The organism is Myxococcales bacterium, assembly GCA_016703425.1.
Taxonomy (GTDB): Bacteria; Myxococcota_A; Polyangia; order Polyangiales; family Polyangiaceae; genus JADJCA01.
Genome location: JADJCA010000008.1, coordinates 210,144 through 232,571, shown reverse-complemented (window position 1 = coordinate 232,571; position 22,428 = coordinate 210,144). Strand labels below are relative to the sequence as shown.

The 22,428-nt window shown below is 67.9% G+C and carries 16 protein-coding genes; 10 read left to right on the top strand and 6 right to left on the bottom strand.

Features of this window, described 5'->3' with window-relative positions; all coding sequences use genetic code 11:
- The first annotated feature begins 61 nt into the window (after window positions 1–61).
- The 3 genes from IPG50_16015 (at window position 62) to IPG50_16005 (ending at window position 3,911) form a co-directional block, all read left to right on the top strand.
- The gene (locus IPG50_16015) at window positions 62–1,156 is read left to right on the top strand and encodes a response regulator (protein MBK6693693.1); all 1,095 of its coding nucleotides are present in this window, start codon (window positions 62–64) and stop codon (window positions 1,154–1,156) included.
- A 58-nt stretch (window positions 1,157–1,214) separates the two neighbouring features.
- The gene (locus IPG50_16010) at window positions 1,215–2,786 is read left to right on the top strand and encodes a L,D-transpeptidase (protein ID MBK6693692.1); all 1,572 of its coding nucleotides are present in this window, start codon (window positions 1,215–1,217) and stop codon (window positions 2,784–2,786) included.
- A gap of 114 nt (window positions 2,787–2,900) precedes the next feature.
- Window positions 2,901–3,911, top strand: a complete 1,011-nt coding sequence (locus IPG50_16005; GenBank protein ID MBK6693691.1) for an ATP-grasp domain-containing protein — start codon at window positions 2,901–2,903, stop codon at window positions 3,909–3,911.
- Window positions 3,912–4,093: 182 nt separating this feature from the next.
- Here IPG50_16005 and IPG50_16000 read toward each other — a convergent pair whose 3' ends face one another.
- Window positions 4,094–5,134 (bottom strand): putative zinc-binding metallopeptidase, encoded by a 1,041-nt coding sequence (locus IPG50_16000; GenBank protein ID MBK6693690.1) that lies wholly within the window; start codon window positions 5,132–5,134, stop codon window positions 4,094–4,096.
- 187 nt (window positions 5,135–5,321) lie between these two features.
- Window positions 5,322–5,684 (bottom strand): response regulator, encoded by a 363-nt coding sequence (locus tag IPG50_15995; GenBank protein ID MBK6693689.1) that lies wholly within the window; start codon window positions 5,682–5,684, stop codon window positions 5,322–5,324.
- 286 nt (window positions 5,685–5,970) lie between these two features.
- Here IPG50_15995 and IPG50_15990 point away from each other — a divergent pair, with 286 nt between their 5' ends.
- Window positions 5,971–7,449 carry a sigma 54-interacting transcriptional regulator gene (locus IPG50_15990; protein ID MBK6693688.1) on the top strand — a complete coding sequence of 493 codons (1,479 nt, stop codon included), beginning with the start codon at window positions 5,971–5,973 and terminating at the stop codon, window positions 7,447–7,449.
- Window positions 7,450–7,514: 65 nt separating this feature from the next.
- On the opposite strand, the gene IPG50_15985 is transcribed toward IPG50_15990, so the two are convergent.
- Window positions 7,515–8,333: an SUMF1/EgtB/PvdO family nonheme iron enzyme gene (locus IPG50_15985; GenBank protein ID MBK6693687.1), complete on the bottom strand. Its 819-nt coding sequence runs from the start codon at window positions 8,331–8,333 to the stop codon at window positions 7,515–7,517.
- A 200-nt stretch (window positions 8,334–8,533) separates the two neighbouring features.
- On the opposite strand from IPG50_15985, the gene IPG50_15980 reads away from it, so the two are divergent.
- The 5 genes from IPG50_15980 to IPG50_15960 all read left to right on the top strand — a co-directional run bounded on the left by IPG50_15980 (window position 8,534) and on the right by IPG50_15960 (window position 14,420).
- Window positions 8,534–9,289 (top strand): protease complex subunit PrcB family protein, encoded by a 756-nt coding sequence (locus IPG50_15980; GenBank protein ID MBK6693686.1) that lies wholly within the window; start codon window positions 8,534–8,536, stop codon window positions 9,287–9,289.
- Between the two features lie 136 nt (window positions 9,290–9,425).
- A complete protein-coding gene (locus IPG50_15975; GenBank protein MBK6693685.1) occupies window positions 9,426–9,932 on the top strand; it encodes a hypothetical protein in 507 nt (168 codons plus the stop codon).
- A gap of 77 nt (window positions 9,933–10,009) precedes the next feature.
- Entirely contained in the window at window positions 10,010–13,132 is a 3,123-nt protein-coding gene (locus IPG50_15970; protein MBK6693684.1) for a hypothetical protein, read from the top strand.
- Between the two features lie 68 nt (window positions 13,133–13,200).
- Window positions 13,201–13,575: a hypothetical protein gene (locus IPG50_15965; protein ID MBK6693683.1), complete on the top strand. Its 375-nt coding sequence runs from the start codon at window positions 13,201–13,203 to the stop codon at window positions 13,573–13,575.
- Window positions 13,572–14,420, top strand: coding sequence for a hypothetical protein (locus IPG50_15960; protein MBK6693682.1), 849 nt, complete (start codon window positions 13,572–13,574; stop codon window positions 14,418–14,420). The genes IPG50_15965 and IPG50_15960 overlap by 4 nt, the downstream gene beginning before the upstream one ends.
- Before the next feature lie 6 nt (window positions 14,421–14,426).
- Here IPG50_15960 and IPG50_15955 read toward each other — a convergent pair whose 3' ends face one another.
- Both IPG50_15955 and IPG50_15950 read right to left on the bottom strand, forming a co-directional pair.
- Entirely contained in the window at window positions 14,427–15,050 is a 624-nt protein-coding gene (locus IPG50_15955; protein MBK6693681.1) for a hypothetical protein, read from the bottom strand.
- 8 nt (window positions 15,051–15,058) lie between these two features.
- On the bottom strand, window positions 15,059–15,619 hold the full coding sequence (locus IPG50_15950) for a hypothetical protein (GenBank protein ID MBK6693680.1): 561 nt from the start codon (window positions 15,617–15,619) through the stop codon (window positions 15,059–15,061).
- A gap of 150 nt (window positions 15,620–15,769) precedes the next feature.
- Here IPG50_15950 and IPG50_15945 point away from each other — a divergent pair, with 150 nt between their 5' ends.
- Window positions 15,770–16,102 carry a PilZ domain-containing protein gene (locus IPG50_15945; GenBank protein MBK6693679.1) on the top strand — a complete coding sequence of 111 codons (333 nt, stop codon included), beginning with the start codon at window positions 15,770–15,772 and terminating at the stop codon, window positions 16,100–16,102.
- On the opposite strand, the gene IPG50_15940 is transcribed toward IPG50_15945, so the two are convergent.
- Window positions 16,089–22,277, bottom strand: coding sequence for a hypothetical protein (locus IPG50_15940; protein MBK6693678.1), 6,189 nt, complete (start codon window positions 22,275–22,277; stop codon window positions 16,089–16,091). The genes IPG50_15945 and IPG50_15940 overlap by 14 nt on opposite strands.
- Window positions 22,278–22,428 lie beyond the last annotated feature (151 nt).

Here is a 22,428-nt window from a genome sequence, read left to right as displayed (position 1 = left end):
AAATCGACGGGATGCGGCTGTGGTCCCTTAGGAGCCTAGGGCGACCGTCGTTCTTATCGACATGGATGCGGTGGCCAACGTGCTGCTCGTGGACGACGAGCCTGCCGTTCTTCGGGGATACCAACGGCTGCTTGTCTCCTCGGGGCTGCGGGTCGAGTGCGCCACGAGCGCCAACGGTGCGCTCAAGCTGCTCGCCGACGGTCACGTCTTCGATGCCATCCTCTCCGATGTCAACCTGCCGGGCCTTTCAGGCCTCGAGTTCATCAGCGCCCTGCGGGCCCATGATCCGGTCGTGCCGGTCGTACTCATCACGGGAAATCCGCAGCTCGAGGGCGCCGCCCTCGCGCGCGAGCGCGGAGCTTACGGGTACTTGGGCAAGCCCGTCAGCGCCGAGACCCTCGTCCGAACGGTGCTCCGCGCGGTTGGTGCGCGCGGCACGGGGTCGAGGGCCATGCGCGCCGTGGTTGACGGCGCGGAGCTGAGACGCTCCCTGCGCGTCTCCTTTGCGCCCATCGCATGTGCGAGCGATCGAGCCCGGGTTCGCTTCGAATCGGCGAATCTCACCCTCGCTCGACCCGGCTTCTCCACCACCAAAGCGGTCATCGACCTCGCCACGCAGCTCGGCGAGACGAGCGCGATCACGCGCCTCATCATCGATGTCGTCGCGGCGCGCGTACGTACCCTCGATGCCAGCACCAGTGTGCTCATCCCGCTGCCATCGGCCGCGCTCTTCGATCCCGTCCTCACCGATCCCCTTGGACCGCTCGCGCCGCTCGCGCCACGGATCGTCCTCGAGCTCAAGGACCCGGAGGCCCTCCGCGACCGCGACTTGGTGTCTCGCGTCGCCGCCCTTCGCGCGCAGGGTTACCGCTTGGCGCTCGAAGACCTGACCCACGTCAACGACCCGTCCTACGACGGCCTCTCGCCGAGCTTCGTTCGGGTCGAGGCGGCGCTCGTTCGCGGGGCCACGGAGTCGGAGCGGCGCCGCAAGGTCCTCCGGGCGCTCTTGGAGATGTGCCGTCGCGACCTCTCGGTGCAGGTCGTCTGCGATGGGGTGGATTCGAAGGCAATTTTCGACACCGTCGTCGCCTGCGGCGGCGACCTTCTTGGGGGCAGCTACATCGGCGACCCGGTACCCCGCCCGGCCCCCCTCTGAGGCGGAAAAGCCCTCGAAACTTGCGCTCGCGCCGATCCTGTCGTAGCCGCGAAGGACGATGCTCTTGCACCGCGCCACGCTTGGTCTCGCGCTCGTCGTGGGTGCGTCGGCGATCGCCGCGTGCAAGAAGCCGGGGTCCGGCGCCGGCGCCGGCACCTCGGCCGCCGACGCGAGCGTCACCTCGGCGCCCGTCGCCGTGGTCGCGGGCCCTGGCGCCACGGTTTCGCCGCCGCCGCCGCCCAACGCTCCCAAAGTGGCGGCCCTGTCGGTCCCCACGCCTATCCTCAGCGCTCCCGAGTGGCCGGCGAAAGATCCGTCGAAGGCCAGCGACGAGCGCCTCGGTGTGATTCGCCTCGGGTACCTGCGAAGAGGTCAGCTCGTCGCCGTCAAGAGCGCGGAGCCGACCAAGAAGGCCAACTGCCCCGAGGGCTGGTGGGAGCTCGTTGAGGGGGGCTTCGTCTGCGGCAAATACGCGACCGCCGACCTCTCGCACAAAGAGCTCGCGAAGGCGCCGCACGCTCCCTACATGGACCGGCCGCTGCCGTACGAATACGGCATGAACCTCACGAACGGCACGCCGCTCTACCGGCGAACGCCCTACCGCAAGGAGCGCAACCAGTTCGAGAAGGGGCTCGCCGTCGGAAAGGCCAAGAGCGCCGACGACATCAAAGCCGAGGCGCGCGCCGAGCTCGGCGGCGACGGCGAAACACCGTGGTACCTGAAGACGCACGGCGGCCAGAAGCCCACCGTGTCGTTCGACGAGCTGAAGGGTGAGGTTGGCCTCATCGAGCAGCGCATGGTCCGCGGCTTCTACCTCGCGCTCGACACCAAGACGTCGGCTTATGCCGGGAAGTTCTGGCGCACGACGCGCGGCAGCTTCGCGCCGGCCGATCACATCCTCGTGCACAAGTCGGTGACCGAGTTCGAGGGCGTCCGCATCGGCGCGCCCGGCGAGTCGCGCAAGCTGCCCATCGGCTTCGTGCTCGGGCTGCACGCGAAGAAGTTCACGTTCACCGACGACAAGCGGGCGCGCCGCGGCGATAAAATCGAGCGCTTCACCATCGTGGGCCTGACGGGGCAGAAGAAGGTCGTCGACGACGAAGCGTATTGGGAGACGACGGAGGGCTGGTACATGCGCGCCGTCGACGGGACGCGTACGAACCCTGGGCCCGCACCGAAGGACCTCGGCCCCGGCGAAAAGTGGATCGACGTGAACATCACGTCTGAGACGCTCGTCGCCTTCGAAGGCGACAAGCCCACCTACGCGACCTTGATCTCGAGCGGCCGAAGCAACAAGGACGACCCGGCTAAGAACTACAAGACCAAGACGGGCAACTTCCGCATTCGCGAGAAGCACATCTCGACGACCATGGACGACGACGGCGCGAGCGATGGCACGTACCGCATCGAAGACGTTCCCTGGGTCATGTACTTCGAAGGTTCGCTGGCGTTGCACGGTGCCTTTTGGCACTCGTCGTTCGGCAAGGAGCGGAGCCACGGTTGCGTAAACCTGACGCCCTTCGACGCAAAGAACCTCTTCGCTTGGGTCGGCCCGCGGCTGCCGGAAGGGTGGCATGGCGTGCGCGGGACCCAAGCCAACCCGGGTACGCGCGTCATCGTGCACGAGTAGGGCGCCATCGCCTTCAGCGGCGGACGGCGAACGCACCCACGCGTCATGGGAGGCGCGTCGATGGGAAAGTTCGCGCAGCCGTCACGCGAAGCGCGCTATAGGTGAACGGCCCGCATGAGCGCACGCCGCGCCAAGCTCCCCACGCGTCTTCGCATCTCGGTTCTCACGTACGTCGACAAGGAGGGGAGCCTTCAATACGACGACGTCGTCGACCAAGTCGCCGCCGCCTTGCGCGAGCGCGGACACCGCGTGGCCATTCTCGGCGTTCACGGCGACGTCGACCGCTTCATTGACGAGCTAAGAGCGCAGAAGCCGCAGCTTGTCTTCAATCTCGTAGAGATGTTCGGCCGCAACGTCCTGGGTGACGTCTCCGTGGCCGGCACGCTCCAGCTCCTCGGCCTTCGCCATACCGGCGGCGGCCCCGGCGAGCTGTTCCTTCGGCAAGACAAGGCCCTCACGAAAGAGCTGCTCGCGTATCACGGCGTGCCGTTCCCCAACTACGCGGTCTTCCGTCGCGATGCGTACCCTGATGCGGGCCGGCTCCAGATGCCGCTCATCGTCAAGCCCCTCAGGATGGATGCCTCCATCGGCATCGACTCGTCGTCGCTGGTGCGAAGCACCACGCAGCTCATGAAGCGCGTCGTGGCGATTCACGAGAAGGTGAAAGACGCGGCGCTCGTCGAAGAGTACGTCGAGGGGCGCGAGTTTCACGTGGGGGTCATCGGTAACCGGAAGCCGCTCGCGTTTCCGCCCATCGAGGTCGACTTCTCGGGGCTGCCGGAGGGAATGCCCGCGATCCTTGGCCGCCGCGCGAAGTGGGTCAAGACGAGCAAGGAGTACAAGGGCACGCGCTCCAAGCTCGCGGAGATTCCTCTCGAGCTTCGCCGCCGCCTCGAAGACGTGTCGCTGGCGGCCTACCGCGCACTGCGCGTTCGCGACTACGGTCGCATTGACCTCCGCCTCGACGAGACCGGCGAGGTGTACGTCATCGAGGTCAACGCGAGCTGCTACCTCGAGAAGGCCAGCGAGTTCTCCGTCGCCGCACGCGCCGCGGGCATCGGCTACACCGATCTGGTGAACGTCATCGCCCGCCTCGCCATGGCCCGCTCAAGACGACCGTTTTAGTGGGGGAGCGGTGGTGACTTCGAACGCACGTGACCCGTCGCAGCCAGGCTCGCTCAAACGCGTCAGTCGAAATCCGCGCGGTGGCTAGCCCACCGCCGCGGAGCACCCGCCGGAGGCGCGGTGCGGCAGGGGGAGGCTCAGCCGTCGCGAAGCGCGGCTGAGGGGGAGTGCAACTCCCCGCATCACAGAACGTATCTTCCGCTCTGCACCCAGTTCATCGCGAGCGTCGTCACCAAGCTCGTGAGGGCGATGGCCAGACGAATTTCTTCCTCGATGTCGTACGTCAGCTCGAGCGTGTCGGCGCGGCTGGCCAGATCGTCCATGAGATTCTTGGTGCGCTCCGGCAAGTGCCCGGTCCACTGGAAGACGCTTCCCGGCAAGTCGCGCTCTGCCTTGCGGATCAGATCCGACGCAGCGAGCCTCACGTTGCCGGGGCCCGCGTCGGCGAAGACGGTGCGGAGCATGGCGTCGAGCTCGACGACCTTCGCGCCGTCGTGGCTGGCGCCATCCCGCGGCGGCGTCGCTCCGTAGAACTGCTCCAGCGACATGGTGAGGCTCGCGACGTCGTCGTCGAGCTCCGTCGACGTCGTGACGGGCTCCCGCTCGAGGAGCTCCTTCATCACGCGCTCGCAATACTCGAGCTTGCGAAGGGCGCCGGGCCACTTCGCGTATTCGGTTCGGTAGTCTTTGCCGGGCGTCATCCAGACGGCGAACGTCTCCGCCCAATCCTCGTCGGGGTGCTTCTGCGCGTACCAGCCGGGCAGGTGGTGGACGTACTCACGGCTGAAGGGCCTCGGGTGGTACTCCTCCAGATAGGGGCGGTCCATTGAGCCGAACCGCTCGACCCACTCCTTCGTCTCGTGGAGCCGGTGCGCGTAGTTGATCACGTGCCCCATCTCGTGCCGCAGGTAGCGCAAGATGTCCTTCGCGCCGTTGCCGCCTTCCACGTGGCAGGCTTGCTCGGCCTGCAGCTGCGTGAGGTCGGGGCGAGCGAGGTAGAAGGGGATCGCGATGGCGAGCGTGTCGTATGGGACCCCCCATTCAGTCGAGAGGTAGAAGCGCGGCTTGATCTTCTGGATGCCGACCTGAACGAGCTCACGCTCGAACTCCGTGAGGATCGGCTCGAGGTTCGTCCCGGCAATGGTGAGCCCCAGATCGCGGATGGGAATCTTCCGCTTCTGCTCAGGGACCTCCAAAAGGGGGCTGTCGAGCGCCGTCGCCATCCGCCAGAACCTCGACCCGGTAGCGTAGCCGGCCCGGCGGGGCGGCGAGAGGGGTTTGGCTAATTTATTGATTTTGCTACAAAAAAAATGCGGGCGCGACCCGCGTGGGTGACGCCCGCAGCCTATGAAGGCAAGGCCGACGGCGGACCGCCGAAGCCAACGCCTCCCCCCGTTTGGGGGCGTCCGTTCACCGGACGTAGCGCTTGATGGCTTCTTGAATCTCGCCGTCGCCGAAGGGCTTGCCGATGTGCATGTCGGCGCCTTGCTTCTGGCCCCAGAACTTGTCGCTGTCGCCGGACTTCGACGTGACGAGGACGACGGGGATCTTCGAGGTCACTTCGTCCTGCTTCAGCTTGCGGCACGCCTGGAAGCCGTTCATCGACGGCATCACGACGTCCATGAAGATCAGTGCAGGCTTCAGCTCCTTGGCGCGAATCAGCGCTTCGTCGCCGTCGGACGCGTATTCGGGTCGGTGACCCGAGGCCGACACGATCTTGCCGATGAGCTCTCGGTTCGTCTGCACGTCGTCCACAATGAGAATCGTCTCCATGTGTTCTCCCTCGTCGCTTGCGGTTTGCCGATGCGCCGACGGCGCCCCCGGAATTTCTTGCCCCGGACCTTCGTCTCAGGGGCTCGAGAATACCGTCATCGGTGCAAGATGGGGACCGTTGAATCGTTCCATGGAAACACGGGGCTTGCGACGACGGCGCTTTGCAGAACTGCAATCGCGACGGCGCCGATGAAATCGTTAATCGGCGTCTGTGTAGGGAAGACGCGCCAACGCTCCGCGTCGGGTGAGACGTGCGCCCGGCTTTTGGGTACGCTTCATAGCCCGCATGAGTGACTCCTCGCGGCCACCCCGGCCATCGGTTCCGAGGCCCGAACCTCGGCTTCGATCGGATGGGCCCGGGCCCATCATCCAGCCGAAGGCGCCGACGCCAGGGCAACCCTTCAAGCCGCCTTCGCCGGGCCGGCAAGGAGAGCTGGCGACGGCGCCGTTGCGGCCCATCACGCGCGTCTCGGTTCCGCGGCTTGTCATCACCGTTGAACGCGAGAACGGCGGGGCGGTGGCCCGCAGCGTCATCCATGAGGGAGAGCTTTGCCGCATCGGCACGCACTCGTCGAACGAGGTGGTGCTCGAGGATCCGGCCGTTTCGAGGTTTCATTGTCGCATCGCGCGTGAGGAGGGGGCCTTCCGCATTCGCGACGGCGGCTCACTCAACGGCACGTTCCTATCGGGGGTTCGCATCCGCGACGCGGACCTCTCCCGCGAGGTCGTGCTCGAGCTCGGCAGCTCGCTCGTGCGCGTTCGGACCGGCGAAGAAGACGCGACGACGCTCGTGCCGATGGTGCCCGCCTTTGGGGCCATCGTAGGCGCGAGCTCGGCGATGCAACGGCTCTTCTTGCTCCTCGACAAGGTCGCCTCGAGCGACATCAACGTCTACATCGAAGGCGAGAGCGGCACGGGCAAGGAGCTCGTGGCGACGGAGCTGGTTCAGCACGGCACCCGCGCCGAAAAGCCCTTCGTCGTCGTCGATTGCGGCGCCATCTCGCCGAACCTCGTCGAGAGCGAACTCTTTGGCCACGTCCGGGGATCGTTCACCGGCGCCGATCGCGATCGCGTCGGCGCCTTTGAGTCGGCCGAGGGCGGCACCGTCTTCCTGGACGAGATCGGCGAGCTGCCGCTGGAGCTTCAACCGAAGCTCCTCCGGGCCCTCGAGCAACGCGAAGTGCGGCGCGTTGGCGAGTCGCGCGCGCGCAAGGTGAACGTGCGCGTCATCTGCGCGACGAATCGCGATCTCGAGCGCGAGGTGAACCGAGGTCGCTTTCGCGAGGACCTCTACTTCCGCCTCGCCGTGGTCACGGTTCGGGTGCCGCCGCTCCGCGAGCGCAAGGAAGACTTGCCCTTGCTCGTGCAGTCGTTTCTCGCGCAGCTCGGCGCCGAGGCGCGGCAGCACCAGCTCTTTCCTGCCGAGGTGCTCGCGGAGATGGCGCGCCACGATTGGCCCGGTAACGTGCGCGAGCTCAGGAACTACGTCGAGCGAAGCTTGGTCCTCGAGACGGCGCTCCACGGGCTCGACAGCGGCCCCGAGGCGCAACCTGAGACGCCCTTCGACCCGGGCGCGCCCCCGAAGATCGACGTCTCCATCCCCTTCAAGACCGCGAAGGAGTCGCTCGTCGATGGCTTCGAACGCGCCTACCTCAAAGAGCTGCTCGAGCAGTCCGGCGGCAACATGAGCAAGGCGGCCCGCGTGGCGGGCATCGACCGCATGTATCTACACCGGCTCGTGCAGAAGCATCGCCTTCGCGAGTAGTGCCGAGACGGTCCGTCTCGACGTGATGGCGAACCTTCGATTCGCCACGCGCGCCGCGACCGCGCTCAGGGGTCGGCGCAGCAGCGAAAGCCCGTGGAGTAGTCGTAATACGAGGTCGCGTGAGCCGTGGTCTTGTAGTCGCAGCCCTCGCCATTTTGTGTCGTATCGAGGTAGTAGCCGCCGCGGAAGGCTCCGTCGTCGGTCCACTCGTGCAGGTTGCCGACCATGTCGTGGACGCCGTAGTCGTTCACGCACTCGGCGGCGGCGCCCGTCTTCGCGACGGTGCCGGGGACCTGGTTGAGGCGAGGATCGTTCATCGTGGCGACCGAGTGATCGCCGCCGTGGAGCTTGTGGACCGGCGAGGTGCGCCCACTGTCAACGCACGCGCCGGGCTTGCGCGCGCCGCCGTACGGATAGCGGGTGCCTTGCGGGCCCTGACACGCCTTGCGCCACTCGGCGCCTCGACACAAGCGCTTGCCGGCCGCGCGGCACGCGCGCTTCGCTTCGTCCTTCGAGATGTGCGCTTGCGGCGTGACGCCGGCGCGCGAGATGGCCTTCACGCGCTTTCCGTTGGGCGCTTCGTAGGGACTGTGAGCTTCCTCGCGGCCATCGTCGTCGATGCTCACGAGCGTCGCTTCCCATCGGTCAACGCAAACGCTGCCCACGAGGACCATCTCCGCGGAGCAGGTCGAGGCCACGTCGACGGGAGCCAGTTCAGCGGTCGACCGAACCATGTGCGCGACGCCCTGCGGGGGCACGAGCGGCCGCGCGGGCGACGCCGCCAAGACGCCGGTTACGAACACCGCTGCCCCCACGACGGCGACGATGTGCCCGAAACGGGACGCCTTAGGTGTAGGGCCGGGTAGGAGAGAGTGACGGGGCATCGCCGCCGGTTATCCAAGATGGGTGCCATGACAAAGTTGAATAAAATCATGGCAATCAACAGAAGACACCGGACATCAGCTGCTGACTCATGGCAGCAGTCGTCCGGTAAAAAACGGAAAATGGCGTTTTCAGTCGGTGATCAAAAATCCAGGTGACGCTCTCCCTGGACGCAGTCGGAGGTCGTGCTACATAGGCCGCCATGCCCGCTCCCCGGAAATTTCCGGTTTCCCTCCACTCCGCGTTCCCTTTCCTCGCTTTGCTCGCGCTCGCAACCGCGGCCTGCTCGGGCCAGCCGGGCGAGCCAGGGGGCCCTGAAGGGGCCCTCGAGATCGGCGAGACCGGCCTCGAGGAGAGCGGGCTCAGGACCAACCTCGATTTCGAGGTGTTCTACGACAACGTCGGCACCAAAGGGCAGTCCGAGACCCGCAAGGTCATCACTTCCGAAGCGGGCTACCGGAGCTACTTCGGCCACGATGCGCCGTGGGACGTCGACTTCTACACCCACTGGGTCGTCTTCTACAGCGCGGGCACCAAGAGCACCGGCGGCTTCGACGCGACCGTCGAGAAGATCGAGACCTCAGCCTCCGGCGCCACGCTGTACGTGAAGACGCGCCTCGAGTCGCCGGGCGCGAACTGCCAGGTGTCGCAGGCCTCGACGAAGCCCTACGCGCTCGTCAAGTTCGAGAAGCCGTACCCGCGCCCCACGTCCGCCAGGTACACGCGCCGCGACGCCGACATTTACTGCGCTGCGCCGGAGCCGGAGACGTGCGCGGACATCTCCTGCAACGCCGGGAGCCACTGCGTTGAGGCCTCGACGGGACCCAAGTGCGTGCTCGATCCCTGCCCCGGCGCCGGCCATCGCAACGCTGCCGGTCGCTGCGAGTGCAACGTCTTCGGCATTTGCTCGCTCGGCACGTCGTGGAACGACAGCGCGTCCGTTTGCGCCTGCGAGTAGGACCGCGAGCTCCGAGTAGGCCGGTCTAGCGGTCGGTCGCCCGCCTAGTCCGTGGGCGCTCGGCCTCCGCGAGGGGCCGCGCGGCTCGCCGTCTGCCGGACAGCTTCCGAATTGGGTAACATCGGCGATCCGCCTGATGACCTACGACGTCGCGATCTTCGGAGACCTTCTCATCGCCGAGGCGGAGCTTCGCCGGTGGAAGCGGGCTGAGATCGGTTCGCGCGGCAACCGCGCCATCGCCAAGGCCTTCCCCGGCTCGAAGAACGACGCGCCGCAGAAGCAGGTGGCGCTCGTCGCGGAGCTCGCCAAGGCTGGCTTCTTTCGCCTCGAAGAGAGCGACGGCCTCGTCCGTGTGCGCGGGCAATTCCATGGGCTCGCCTTTCGAAAACGCGCCCGCGCGTTGGCGGCGCTCTTCATCGCCGCGGCGCGCTTTGGCGCCGAGGGGACCGTGACGTTCCTCGGCGAGGGCGTGTGGGTCGGCTACGAGATCTTCCTGCATGCGGGGCGCGCACAACTTCGCGTCATGACCGAGGACGAGGTGCGCCGCGCGGCCCAGGACCCGGCGCTCGACATGATCAGCGGTCATTTCGAAGCGGCGGTGCCGCTGACCGCGTGGCCGCAACCGAAAGACGTACGCGACTGACGGACGCGGGCCGCGTCGGGACGAATCCGGCCAAAGTTTCTCCCCGCCTTGTCCGACGCGTAGAGTGTCCCATCGCGATGCGCTTCCACGGCCGCTTCTTCGTCCTCCTCGCAGTCGTACTTCTCCTTGTCGCCGCGCTCTCGCCCGTCTCCGCGTGGGCCGCTGGGCCCCTCGCGCCGAAGGACGTGCCGGAGCCGCTCAAGCCGTGGGTGCCTTGGGTGCTTCATGGGAAGGAGGAGGCTTCGTGTCCCGTGGTTCAGTCGGGCGCCACGTGCACCTGGCCGTCACGCCTCGACCTTTCGCTCACCGATCGCGGTGGCTCGATGCGTCAGGAGTGGCGCGTGGACGCGGAGCGAACGGTGGCGCTTCCCGGCGATGAGCGCCGCTGGCCACAAGACGTGAGAGTCGACGGAAAGAAGGCGGTCGTCGTTCCCAAGGAAGGCAAGCCGGCCGTCGCCCTTTCCGTGGGCACGCACCGCATCGAAGCCACCTTCGCCTGGGACACGCTTCCCGAGGCGCTGCCGATTCCGAAGGAGACGGGCCTGCTCGTCCTCCAAGTGCGCGGCCGGCGCGTCGCCTCGCCGGTGCGCGATGCGGAAGGCCTCGTGTGGCTCCAGAAAGAGAGCGGCGCCGTCGAAGGCGACGCGCTCGAGATCGTCGTGCATCGGCGTGTCGAAGACGAGGTGCCGCTCAAGCTCGTGACGCGCATTCAGCTGGCGGTCGCGGGGAAGAATCGCGAGATCGTCCTCGGTCGAGCGCTGCCACCGGGCTACGCGCCGGTCTTGCTCGACGCGCAGCTCCCGACGCGCGTCGAGCCCGACTCGCGGCTCCGCGTGCAAGCGCGCGCCGGCAGCTACGTCATCGAGCTAACGGCTCGCAGCGAAGGGCCCGCCGGCGAGCTCGAGCGTCCGAAGCCGGAAGGCCCGTGGCGCGAAGGCGACGAGGTTTGGGTCTTTCAGGCGCGGCCCGAGCTCCGCGTCGTGGAGGTCGAAGGCGTTCAGTCCATCGACCCGCAGCAGACGACGCTCACCGACGCGTGGAAGAAGCTCCCGGCGTATCCCATGAAGCTCGGGACCAAGATGCGCCTCGTCGAAAAGCGGCGCGGCGACGCGGATCCGCCGCCCGATCAGCTCACGCTCGACCGGCGCATCTGGCTCGACTTCGAGGGCGGCGGCATGACGACCACCGATCGGCTCACGGGAACGCTGAGCCGGTCGATGCGCCTCGAGATGGGCAAGCCCTCAACCTTGGGACGCGTCGCCATTCGCGGCAAAGATCAGTTCATCACGCACCTCGGCGACGCGTCTCGACTTGGCGTGGAGATTCGCCAGGGCGAGCTCGACGTCGTGGCCGACAGCCGCATCGTCGGCGACGTCGCGCGGGTCCCCGCCGTCGGCTGGAACCACGATTTTTCCCACGTGTCCGCCCGGCTCTTCGTGCCGCCGGGCTATCGCTTGTTTCACGCGTCCGGCGTCGACGAGGTGCCGGGCACTTGGCTAAGGCACTTCACGCTGCTGGAGATCTTCCTTGTGTTGGTGCTGGCCTTGGCCACGGCCCGCCTCTTCGGCCTCGCCTGGGGCGCCGCAACGCTCATCACGTTGATCCTCATCGTGCCGGAAGCGGGGGCGCCCAAGTGGATTTGGGCCGTCCTCTTGGCGGGAGAGGCGCTGACGCGCGTCATTCCAGAGGGCGTCGTGAAGCGCGTGCTCTACGCGCTTCGCTTTGCCGTGGCGATGGTCCTCGTGGTGATCGCGCTCCCGTTCTTGGTGCACCACGTTCGCCAGGGCATGTACCCGGCGCTCGGCGAGCCGCAACGCACCGGCGCTTTGCTTGGAGGGCTCGAGAACGACAAGGAGGTGAGTGCGGCCGCGAAGGGGGACGAGCCGGCGCCGCCGCCAGCAGCGCCCGCGGCCCAGAACGTGCCGGTGCCGTCGCCGGAAGAACGACAAGAGAAGCCGGCGGGCGCGCCTCGTGATCAGTCTGAAGATCGGCCGGTCGCGAAGAAGCCGGTCGCCGGCAAGTCGCGCGCAGCCGCCGTCACCGAGAGCGCGTCCGACGGATGGTCGAAATCCTACGGCGGGAGCGCTCCACGACAAACGCTGCAAAACATCGACGTCTACGATCCCAACGCCATGGTCCAGACGGGCCCGGGCCTCCCGAGTTGGTCGTGGACCACGTTGGACCTCAAGTGGAGCGGCCCCGTCGAGCGGAGCCAAGAGCTGCGCTTGTGGCTCGTGGGGCCGACCGGCAACCTTGTGCTGGCGCTCCTTCGCGCGGCGCTGCTCGTCGCCCTCGTGCTTCGCTTCATGCCGTTCTTCGACTGGATGAGGCGCGTTGGGCGCGGAGGCGGAGGTGGCGCCCTGCGAGGTGCGGCCGCCGTCGCGACGTTCAGCGCGCTGCTCTTTGCGTCAGCGCTGGCGCACGCGGACACCCCGACCAAGGAGATGCTCGACACGTTGCAGGAGCGGTTGCTTGCCCCGCCGCCGTGCAACCCACAATGCGCTTCGAGCTCCAAGATGGTCCTTGAGGCGTCTGGGACGACGCTGCGCATCCGCATGGCCATCGACGTTGGCGCGAAGGTCGCGGTGCCGCTGCCCGGTGGCCCGTCGCATTGGTTACCGGAGCGTGTCGACATCGACGGCAAGGCCGCGACGGGCCTGTTGCTTCGAGACGGAAAGCTCTACGTCGCGCTCGACGTCGGCAGTCACGACCTCGTCCTTGATGGCCCCTTGCCGGAGCGCGAGACGGTGCAGGTGCCGCTGCCGCTGAAGCCTCGCCGCGTGGAGGCCGACGCCAAAGGTTGGAAGCTCGAGGGGCTTCACGAGGATGGCCTGGCGGACGATAGCTTGCAGCTTACACGTACCGTCGCCACGGCGAAGACCGGCGGCGCCATGGAGACGACGGCGCTGCCGCCCTTCGTTCACATCGAGCGGACCCTTCGCATCGGTCTGTCGTGGCAAGTGGAGACGCGCATCGTCAGGGCTTCGCCGCTCGGCGCCGCCATCGTTCTCGAGGTGCCGCTTCTGGCCGGCGAATCGATCACCACCGCCGACGTGCGCGTGCAAAACGGCAAGGCGCTCGTCAACATGCCGGCGCAAGCGCCCGAGACCACATGGCGCAGCGTGCTCGACGCGAAGAGTCCGGTGCGCCTCTCGGCGCCCAAGGGCCTCCCCTGGTCGAGACGTGGCGCGTCGACCTGAGCCCCGTCTGGCACGCCTCTTTCGACGGAATACCGCCCGTCCATCCGGGGCCGAAGCGCTTCGCGACCATGCCCGAATGGCGCCCCTGGCCCGGCGAGGGCTTGTCTCTGGCCATCGCGCGCCCGGAAGGAGCTGCCGGCCAGACCATCACCGTCGACGACAGCAAGCTGCTCTTGCGCCCCGGCGTGCGCTCCACCGACGCGACGCTGACGCTTCGCCTGCGCGCCAGCCGCGGCGGGCAGCACTCGATCGATCTGCCGCCCGGCGCGATCCTCGAAGCGCTGCGCATCGGAGGGACGGCCCAGCCGATTCGACAAGACGGACGCGCGGTGGCGCTCCCATTACGCCGGGCGCGCAAGAGGTGCAGCTCGTCTGGCGTGAGCCGAGGGGCATCCAAACGCGTTTCGATGGCTCCGCCGTCGATCTGCACCTGGGCACGGTGAACGCGGAAGTGAAGATCGACGTCGGCGGGGCTCGCTGGGTCCTCTTCGCGGCGGGGCCCCGCCTCGGGCCGGCGGTGCTCTTCTGGAGCTTGCTGCTCGTGCTCGTCGTGGTCGCGCTCTCGCTCTCGCGCGTGCGCTTCGTGCCGCTCTCGGCGAGCGCGTGGTTGCTCCTGGCCATTGGCCTCTCGCAAACGCCGGTGGAGGCCGGCGCGTTCGTGGTCGGCTGGCTCGTGGCGCTTGGCGCGCGCAAGCACTGGCCCGAGCTGACGCCGGGATGGTTCAACCTCCGTCAGCTGGCGCTCGTGCTCCTCACGCTCGTCGCGCTCGGCGTCCTCGTGGTGGCCGTCTACCAAGGGCTCTTGGGGCGACCGGAGATGCAGATCGTGGGCAACGGCTCGTCGCCATCGCAGCTCATCTGGTTCGACGACCGTACCGAGGGGCTCCTGCCGCAGCCTTGGGTCCTCTCGGCGCCGATGCTTGTCTATCGGCTGGCGATGCTCGCATGGGCCTTGTGGCTCGCCTTCGCGCTCCTCAAGTGGCTGCGCTTCGGCTGGTCGTCGTTCTCGACGGGCGGCATGTGGAAGGAGCTCCCAAGAGCGCCGCGCAAGGTGTGGCAGGCGCCGCCACACGCGCAGCAGCAGTGGGCCGCGCACGAGGCGCAGCAGCAGGCTTGGCAACAGGCGCAAGCGGCGCAAGCGGCCTATGGGGCCGCGGCGCCGGTGCCCGAGCAAGCCGCAGCGCCCGCGGCGCCACAGTCGGACGATGCGTCGAACGTGCCCACGTCCGGGCCGGAAGGTTCGGGGCGCGGCGCTGGTGGCACAGGAAGCGGCAACGCTGACGCGTAGCCTCGCTCAGTAGCCGCAGTAGTTACCGTCCAACGTGTCACTGTGGCACTGCGTTCCTGGCGCTTTGGTTTCGCAAGGGGAGTCGTTGCAGAAGCCCGAGACGCCCGCGACAGCGCCGCATCCGAGCTCGGGCGTGCACACGCCGAGGGCTTGGGTAAACGGCACGAAGCAGCAGCCGGTGAAGCAAGCTCCGCTGCCACCGCCCCCAGCGGCATTGCACCCGGCGCAATAAAAGCGGCCCGCGTGCGCGATGCAGGAGTGATTCTTGTCGGTGTTGCAGTCGATGCCGCAGGCGCCGCAGTTGGCGTTCGTATCCATGCGCGTCGACACGCCGCCGCAGCAGCGCATGTTGTTCCCCATGTCGAAGCCGTTCGCCTTGTCGGCGCAGGTGACCGGTCCGGCGGTCTCGGGGGTACCGGCCTCGCTCACGGTGCCGCCCTCGACGGCGGCTACCGACCCATCGGTGGAGGCGTCGCGCCCGCCGGGGTTGATGCTTGTCAACGGACCGTCGGGGGCGCCACCGTCGTCGGCGTCGCCCTCGCGATCCTTGAACTCGGCGAGCAGCGAGCAGCCCCCGGCAAGGAGCGTCACCGCGCCGAGCCACACGACTTGAGGGGACAGGAGGCGCATGGGCGAACTCAAGGATACGTGCAGATGGCGCTCTCCGTCCCTGCAGGGCGGCAAATAGCCCCGCGCTGCTGACAAAGCGCGTTGTTGCACACGTTGGTCGCGCCCGTTTGGCAAGGGGTGCTCGCTGCGCAGACGCCGAGCCCAGGCGCGAAGCTCTGCGAGCAGCAGCCCGTGGAGCCTTGGCACCGACCGTTGACGGCGTTGCCGTCGCTGGCGCAACCGGTGCAGTAGTAGGCACCGGCGCGAAGCTCACAGTTCTGATCGGCGGCGCATTGAAATCCGCAAACGCCGCAGTGCTCCTTGCTGTCGATGCGCCTCGGGATCCCCGCGCAGCAGCGCGTCAAGCGGTCCGTCGGATCGAGCGAGCCCAAGGTGCCGTCTTGCACGTGAGCCTTCGTGGCCGGATCGATGCAGGGATTGGGACCGGCGTCGGGGGGGGCCGGCGGCGGGGTCGTGGCGGTGGTCGTCGCCGTCGTCGTCGCCGCGGGGCCTGCGTCTTCTTCGTCCGTGGGGGCGCGCTCGTCGAACGACACGAGGAACGTGCAGGCCGTCGCAAACAGCGGGCCCACGGCGGCAATCCACAGAGACTCGCGTTTGAAGCGGGCGAACATCGGCGACCGGTGTCCATCCTAGTGCATCGACCCGGGGCGGCATCCTCTTCCCGCTTTGACCGCCCGCAAAACTTGGCCCCCGCGCCCTCGACCACGGAAGCTCGCCCCATGAGGACGGCCCGCGCCGAGCGTTTTCCCGTGACCGATCAGTACCCCGAGCCGGGGAGCGACCTCTTCGTGACGGATCTGAGCAGGAGCGGCGCGTGCGTCCGCACCCGCCAGCTTGAGCCCGTCGGCGCGCAGATCGACGTGCGCGTGACCTTCGTCGACGACGACCTCTACACGCTCGAGGGCATCGCCGACGTCGTTCGCCGCGACGACCGCGAAGGCCTCATGGGCCTGCGCTTCGTGTGGCTGACGCCCGAGTCCAAGTCGGTCCTCGACGGCCTCGAGCGTCGCCGCGCGCCGGGCCGTCGTCGGCGTCGCGTCACTCCACGATGACGCGATCGCCCGCTCCGCGGCCGAAGGTCTCGGGGCTGTACATCTCCTCCGCCTTCGGCGGCGGCGCGACGTACGTACCGGGCACCGTCGCACGAGCCACGTAGGTGTACTCGTAGACGCCGTCCCACAAGAGCGACGCGAAGGCCTCGGCTCGCTCGTCGCGCATGTTTTGGTGCTCGTACCAGGTGCGGCTCCACCACCAGGGCACGCCACGCTTCTTCTCCGACTCGTTCTTGTCTTGGGGGATGGCGCCGGTGACGGCGAGCGCGGGGTTCATGGGCTCAAGGCCCGCGGGCAAGGGATCCACGAGCGCGACATGGTGGCGCCGCGCAGGGGCGACCATGCTCACGCGGATGCGGACCTTGGCGCCGGCCTTTACGCGGTAGGTGCCGTCGGGATCACGCCGTACGTCTTTCGCGTCGTCGGCGCCTTCGTAGACGCGCGTGACGCTGAAGCCTTGTTCCGTCGGCGGCGGACGAAGATCGCTCGGCGCGTAGGTCATGCCGACGCGGTAGTAGAGGCGGCCGACGCCGTCCTTTTGCAGCACGAGATCCACCGGCGCGCCGCCCCTCGGCTCGACGAGGCTGGCGAGCACCGCCATCGGGATCGCGACGTGGTTACGGTCGGTGCTTCGACCCTGGAACGCCTGCTCCATGGCTAGCTTCTCACCGAGCCACGCGCGCCCCACGAAGTTCGGCGTCTGCTTCTCGTACGTTTGGAAGTAGCGGTCGAGCGCCAAGAGGACGAACGCGTTCTCCTGAGTGCTCGTCCACTTGCCGGCCTTGCGGTGGCCGAGCAGACCGGTCACGAGCTTGGGGATCAGATCGTTTTCCGGCTGATCACCGATGAGCGACTCCAAGAGCACGCCGTCGGCGCGCCGGTCGGAGTGAAGCAAGAAGTGCGAGCCGTCGCCATAACTCGTCGCGAAGTGCGCCGCGCCAGCCGTCTCGGTCACGCGGTTCCTGAGGAGCCGGCGCATCGCCTCGACCTCGTTGGTCGAGGTCGCGTCGGCGCCGAGCGTCGGGAGGAGCCAGCCGACTTGGTCGAGCGGAAGCTTCTCGACGCCGCCGGCCTCTTGGATGAGCGCCTTGGCGCGCGCCACGTCGCCGATGCCCCAGCGGTGCCGTACGTAGAGCGCGTAGGCGACGATGGCCCTCCGCGAATCCGGGTGGTAGTACGCGGGGATCCAGCGCTCGACGTTCTGAAGGAACGAGCGCGAGCGGGACTCGACATCGCTCGGCACGGCGTAGCCCTTCGACTTCGCACGTTGGAGCGCGTGGGAGACGTGCACGCTGACCCACGGGTAGGGCTCGAAGTTAGGGCCCCAGAACGAGAAGCCGCCCGAGTAGTGCTGCCTCGTACGGAGCTTCTCCATGTCGGCCTTCATGCTCTCCGCGAGCACCGCCGGCTTCGGCAGTTCCTTCGAACCGAAGGCCCCAAGCACGTCGCGCAAGGCGGCGATGCTCATCATGCGCGACGAGATCTGCTCGTTGCAGTCGAAGGGATAGCGGATCAGGTACAGCACCGCGTCGGTGAGCCCTTGCAGGCCCGTCGACGACGTCGTGATCTCGAGGGCGCCGAACTCCTTCACGACACCGCCGGGCATCTGCACCTTCTGGGCGATGGCGCCTTCGTCGAGCGTGCCGTAGGTCGCGAAGGCCTCGCTCGTCGCCGGCGTCCACACCGGCAGCTCGAGCTCGGCGGCGTCGTTCGCCATGCGCGCTCCCGTCCCCGAGATCGTCGCGGCGGCTACTTGGAAGCGCGCCGTGCCGGCCTTGGCGGTGCCCACGGGAACGCGAACCTCCACGCGATCGTTCGGCGCCACCACCACGCGGCGCCCGCCGGTGTCGAGCATGCGCGCGTTCTTGGCGCGTGCCGCCACGGCGACGTCGAGCGGCGCGTCGGTTTGGTTCTGGAGAACGATCGGGAACTCGAAGCGATCGCCGTAGTTCAAGAACCGCGGCGCCGACGGCCGCACCATGAGCGGCAAACGCGTCGTCACCGTGGACTCGCCGGCGCCGAAGTCGGTGATGCCGGCCGAGCTGACGGCCATGATGCGGTAGCGTGTGACGCTCTCCGGCAGCTTGACCTTCGCCTGCACGCGGCCCGATGCGTCGGTCGTGAGGCGCGGGAGCCAGGCGGCGAGCGCTGCGAAGTCCTTCCGCAGCTTCAGCTCGGGGGACTTTGCATCGTCGGCCGCGGACTCTTCGTCCTTCGCCGCTGCACCGGACGGGGGTGATGGCGGCGCCGCAGAGGCCACGGGACGCGGCGCCGCCGACTTCTTCTCCGCCATCTCCTTCTTGGGCTTCTCCGCTCGTCCCAGATCGAGCTTGTCCGCGCTGACATCGGCGAGGCCGGCCGCGCCCGCTCCGCGGGTGACCGACATGCGTACCGAGCCGTTCTTGACTCGCGGTCGGCTGTCGTCCCCGGCGAGACGAAGGGCCGCGGGGCGCGCGAGCCAGACGAGATCGCGCGAACGCAGCTCACGCAGCTCGGAGCTGCGCGGCGGGTAGAACGTCGCGATGGGATCGGGCAGCTTTGCGTCGCTGAGTGCGAGGATCGCTTCATCAACGACGGCGAGCGCCACCGACGCGCCGGGCATCGCGCGCCCTTTGGCGTCAGCCACCGTGACGTCGATGGTCGCTTCGCTGCCGGGGTCGAGCTTTGGCTCGCGAGCGACCGTTTGAACCTTCAGCGTGCGCTCGGCCGGTGGCACCGAGAGCGTGGTGCTGCCGACGGCGTGGGCGGCGCGCTTCGGGAGCGAGGGGTCGGGCTCGCCGGCGGCGTTGTCCCGTGGCGCTTCGCCCACGAGCACGACGCGGGCTTCAACGCTCGGGTAGTGGCCCGTCGTGAGCTTCGTGCGCAGCACTTGGCTCGTCTTGGTCAGGGCGAATCGCTCGAAGTGAACGATGCCCTGACGCGTGAGCATGAGCACGCCCTCGGCCGGCGCGAACGGTGCGAGCACGAGAAGCTCGGCCGTTTCGCCCGCCGCGTAGGCCTTCTTGTCGGCGACGACCTCGACCTTGCCGCGCGTGAGATCGCGATCGGGCGGCGCCGAGTCGTCGGCGACCCACATGAAGATCCGCGTCTGGCTCTTGCGCCCGTAGACGTCGGTCACCACGGTGGTGACGGCGTGTTGCCCGCCGCGCTTCGTCGGAAGCTGGCAGCGCACCGGCTCCTTCGTCGTCGTGACCTCGCAGGTCTGAGCGTCGAGCTCCTTCTCCTTGTAGCCGTCGGGAGTCCACTCGGTGTCGAGGCGAGCGGAGCGCACCGTGACGCGGCTTCCGGCCACGAGGGTGCCGTCGAGGTCGCTGACGACGACGTCGATGGGCATAGCCTCGCCGGCGCGGACGAAGCCCTTCTCGCTGCGAAGGCCTGCCGTCAGATCGGCGGGATGAACGAGCAGGTTCCCGCGCGCCGTCCACTCTTGACGGTTCACGTCGGTGACCGTGGCCTGGAGCTCGATGTTCATCGGGTACGGCGGCTCGACGGCGTCGAAGTCGATGCGCAGTCGATGCTCGCCGGCGGCGCTGGTGCGGGCTGTCCAGGTCTCTTGGTTCTTGTCGCCCGCGTCCGGCGCGCTGCGCCAACGCCACCACGGCTCCGGGGGCTTGCCGAAGGAGAAGTTCGACAAGTTCGGCGGCGTGAAGCGCGCCGCTTGCCCCTTCACGAGCCATCGTGTCTCGGCGGCGGGCAGGCCGCCGCCGGCGAAGTAGCGGGCTGCCACCGTCGCGACGGCGTGCTCGCCGACGAGGTGCGGTCCGCCGGCGACGGAGACGCCGACCTCGAACTCGGGCCGCCGGAACTCCTGCACTTGAAACGCGTGCGACCCGTAGTGGCCATTGTCGAGGCGAAGCTCGACTCGACCGGTACCGAGATTTGCGTCCTTGGCGAGCTTGAAGGCGAAGTCAAAGCCTCCGCTCTCGTCAATGACGGCTTTGCCCTCTGTGATCTTGCTGCCGCGCGGATCGTTGGCCTTGAACGACAACGACTTGGCGCCGGCGGCGGCCAAATCGCCTCCGATCTCGTTCTTCTGTAGCCGCACCCAGCCTTTGACGTGAACCTCTTCGCCGGGCTTGTACATGCGGCGATCGTCGTAGGTGAAAAAGCGAATCGAGTCGGAGAGCGCGCGCCGCGTGAGGCTCAGGTCCGCGTCGTAGCGGTCCGTGAGCATGGCGACATCGGACCCCTTTCTTGCGACGACGACCTCGCCCGACTTCGAGTCGCCCAAGTCGAAGCGAGCGACGCCGTCGCGCTCCGTCTTGACGAGGCCAGGTGCCGGCAAGAGCGACAGCTCGATGCCCTCGAGTGGCGCTCCGTTGGCCAGCGCCGACGCCCAACCGTAACCCTTCTGGTTGTCGGCGAAGACGTCGAGGCCGATGGCCGTCACCTGGATCCACTGGCGGATCCACTGGCGGTCGTCCTTCGTCGACACCGTCGGTTCGACGAGGGCGATGACCTGCCCGAAGCCGCCGGTGAGCGCGGCCTTGAGCGGGATCGACGTCTCGACGAGCTCGTCGGGCGCGCGCTTCGGGCGCACGACCTCGTTTTGCACGAGGGTGCCGGGCGGCGCGATCTCTTTGCCGTCGTAGTCCCACGATTGGCGGAACTTGAGGTAGCGGCCCCAGTCTTCGGGGCGCACCTTGAAGAGCTTCACGCGCAGCGCATCGCGGTTCACCGAGAAGACCGAGAGCTTCGGTCCGCCGGCGGCATTGAGCTCGATGGGGTCGAGCACGATCTGCGGCGAGTCTTCGCGGAAGAGGAGCGGCCTTGCGCTACCGACCTCGAAGGCCGCGGTGGCGTCGCGCTCGAGCGACTGGCCGAAGCGGTCCTTGAGCGCCGCGGCCACCGTGACGGTGTACTTCGTCCGCCCCTTGCTACGTCCCGAGACCGTGAGGCGCGAGCCTGAAACGTCGACCTTCATACCCACGAGGGGAGGCGAGACCGTCACGAGGTTCTTGTCGAAGGCCGCCGTGTCGATGGCGTTCGAGAAGTCGAGGATGAACGGCGTGAGCGGCGGACAGACGTCGTTCCAACTGCAGTGGTGATTCGAGAGCGCCATCGGACCGTAGGTCGAAAACCCGAAGCTCTGGGCGCGTGTCGTGCGCTTGGGCCCTTCCGCCGAAGGCGTGCCTTCGGGGAAGCGCACCTCGATGTGGGTCGCCTTGGGCAGAGGCCGCACGGGTTTGAAGGCGATGAAGCGTTGCGGCTCGCCGGCCTTGCTCTCGTGCCGCTTGGCGAGCGCGCGAAGCTGCGCGTTCGCCTCGACGTCTTCGCCGGTGAGCAACGTGACGGGCACGCGGTCTTTGCCGGCGCGAACCTCCATGGCCGCGAGGATCGACTGCGGATCGATGCCTTGGTTGAAGCCGGCAAAGATCTTCGGCTCCAGCTCGACGGAGCCTCCGCTCGGCGCGTGCCCGCGCAGCGCGACGGCAGGCGTCGTGAAGGTCCAGACCTCCGGTCGCGTCAGCGTGGAGCCGTCGGTCGAGCGTGTCCCGGCTTTGATCTCCACCTTGTAGTCGGTCGACATCGGAAACCGTTCGCGCGCCGGATCGAAGACGACCGTCTGCGTTCCGAGCCACCGCCACTTGCCCGGCGGTTCGGGCAACAGCGTGACAGGAGGCGCGACCTTCGCGAGCTCGTCGTGCGACGTTATGGCGACCATCGGCTTCGAGAAAGAGACGCTGAGGCTCGGCGCGAGGTCGAGCTCTCCTTCGGGGGCGCGTCGCGATATCGTCAGCGGGCCCGGCGCCGCCGCGACGGCCGGCGGTGCGCCGCTGCCGGTCGGCGGGAAGGGGAGGTCAACGGTCTTGCCAGGCCGCGGCGCCGGGCGAGAGCGCTCGCGCAGCGCGAAGTCCTTCTCGTCGGACGGGTCGGACTCCATGGCCGGGAGGCGCGCCAAGAGCCGCTTCGCGTCGGCCTCGGCGAGCATCGTCACGTTGGCCGCCGACGGTTGAGCTTCCTCCTCGGGCTTCGCATCGCTCAGGCGAAACCCGAGCCCCGACTTGGAGGTTCGCCAAACAACCGGCTCCTTCGGCCGGGCCTTTTGGGCATTGGCGGGGCTCGCCGGCGGCGGCAGCTCGCCTGGGCAACCGGAGGCCAAGAGCGCCGTGACGGCGGCCAGGGTGAAGATCCCGAAAGCTCGTTTAGGAGTTCGCGTCGTGTTCTTGCGCATGAGGAGCGGCCGCAGGGTAGCCCCGTTCAACGACGTACGAGCGGCCTTCTTGGTCTACCTTTCGCAGCCGCCATCGCTCACAAGATGGCCTCTGCGGGGGAGCTCCGGGGCGCGACGTCCGTTCAGTCTCGTCATTCTGTTCACAAGGCAT

Excerpts from the sequence above, each read along its gene's own strand:
- IPG50_16015 (MBK6693693.1), top strand. The coding sequence starts at position 62 with ATGGATGCGGTGGCCAACGTGCTGCTCGTGGACGACGAGCCTGCCGTT.
- IPG50_16010 (MBK6693692.1), top strand. The coding sequence starts at position 1,215 with ATGCTCTTGCACCGCGCCACGCTTGGTCTCGCGCTCGTCGTGGGTGCG.
- IPG50_16005 (MBK6693691.1), top strand. The coding sequence starts at position 2,901 with ATGAGCGCACGCCGCGCCAAGCTCCCCACGCGTCTTCGCATCTCGGTT.
- IPG50_16000 (MBK6693690.1), bottom strand. The coding sequence starts at position 5,134 with ATGGCGACGGCGCTCGACAGCCCCCTTTTGGAGGTCCCTGAGCAGAAG.
- IPG50_15995 (MBK6693689.1), bottom strand. The coding sequence starts at position 5,684 with ATGGAGACGATTCTCATTGTGGACGACGTGCAGACGAACCGAGAGCTC.
- IPG50_15990 (MBK6693688.1), top strand. The coding sequence starts at position 5,971 with ATGAGTGACTCCTCGCGGCCACCCCGGCCATCGGTTCCGAGGCCCGAA.
- IPG50_15985 (MBK6693687.1), bottom strand. The coding sequence starts at position 8,333 with ATGCCCCGTCACTCTCTCCTACCCGGCCCTACACCTAAGGCGTCCCGT.
- IPG50_15980 (MBK6693686.1), top strand. The coding sequence starts at position 8,534 with ATGCCCGCTCCCCGGAAATTTCCGGTTTCCCTCCACTCCGCGTTCCCT.
- IPG50_15975 (MBK6693685.1), top strand. The coding sequence starts at position 9,426 with ATGACCTACGACGTCGCGATCTTCGGAGACCTTCTCATCGCCGAGGCG.
- IPG50_15970 (MBK6693684.1), top strand. The coding sequence starts at position 10,010 with ATGCGCTTCCACGGCCGCTTCTTCGTCCTCCTCGCAGTCGTACTTCTC.
- IPG50_15965 (MBK6693683.1), top strand. The coding sequence starts at position 13,201 with ATGCCCGAATGGCGCCCCTGGCCCGGCGAGGGCTTGTCTCTGGCCATC.
- IPG50_15955 (MBK6693681.1), bottom strand. The coding sequence starts at position 15,050 with ATGCGCCTCCTGTCCCCTCAAGTCGTGTGGCTCGGCGCGGTGACGCTC.
- IPG50_15945 (MBK6693679.1), top strand. The coding sequence starts at position 15,770 with ATGAGGACGGCCCGCGCCGAGCGTTTTCCCGTGACCGATCAGTACCCC.
- IPG50_15940 (MBK6693678.1), bottom strand. The coding sequence starts at position 22,277 with ATGCGCAAGAACACGACGCGAACTCCTAAACGAGCTTTCGGGATCTTC.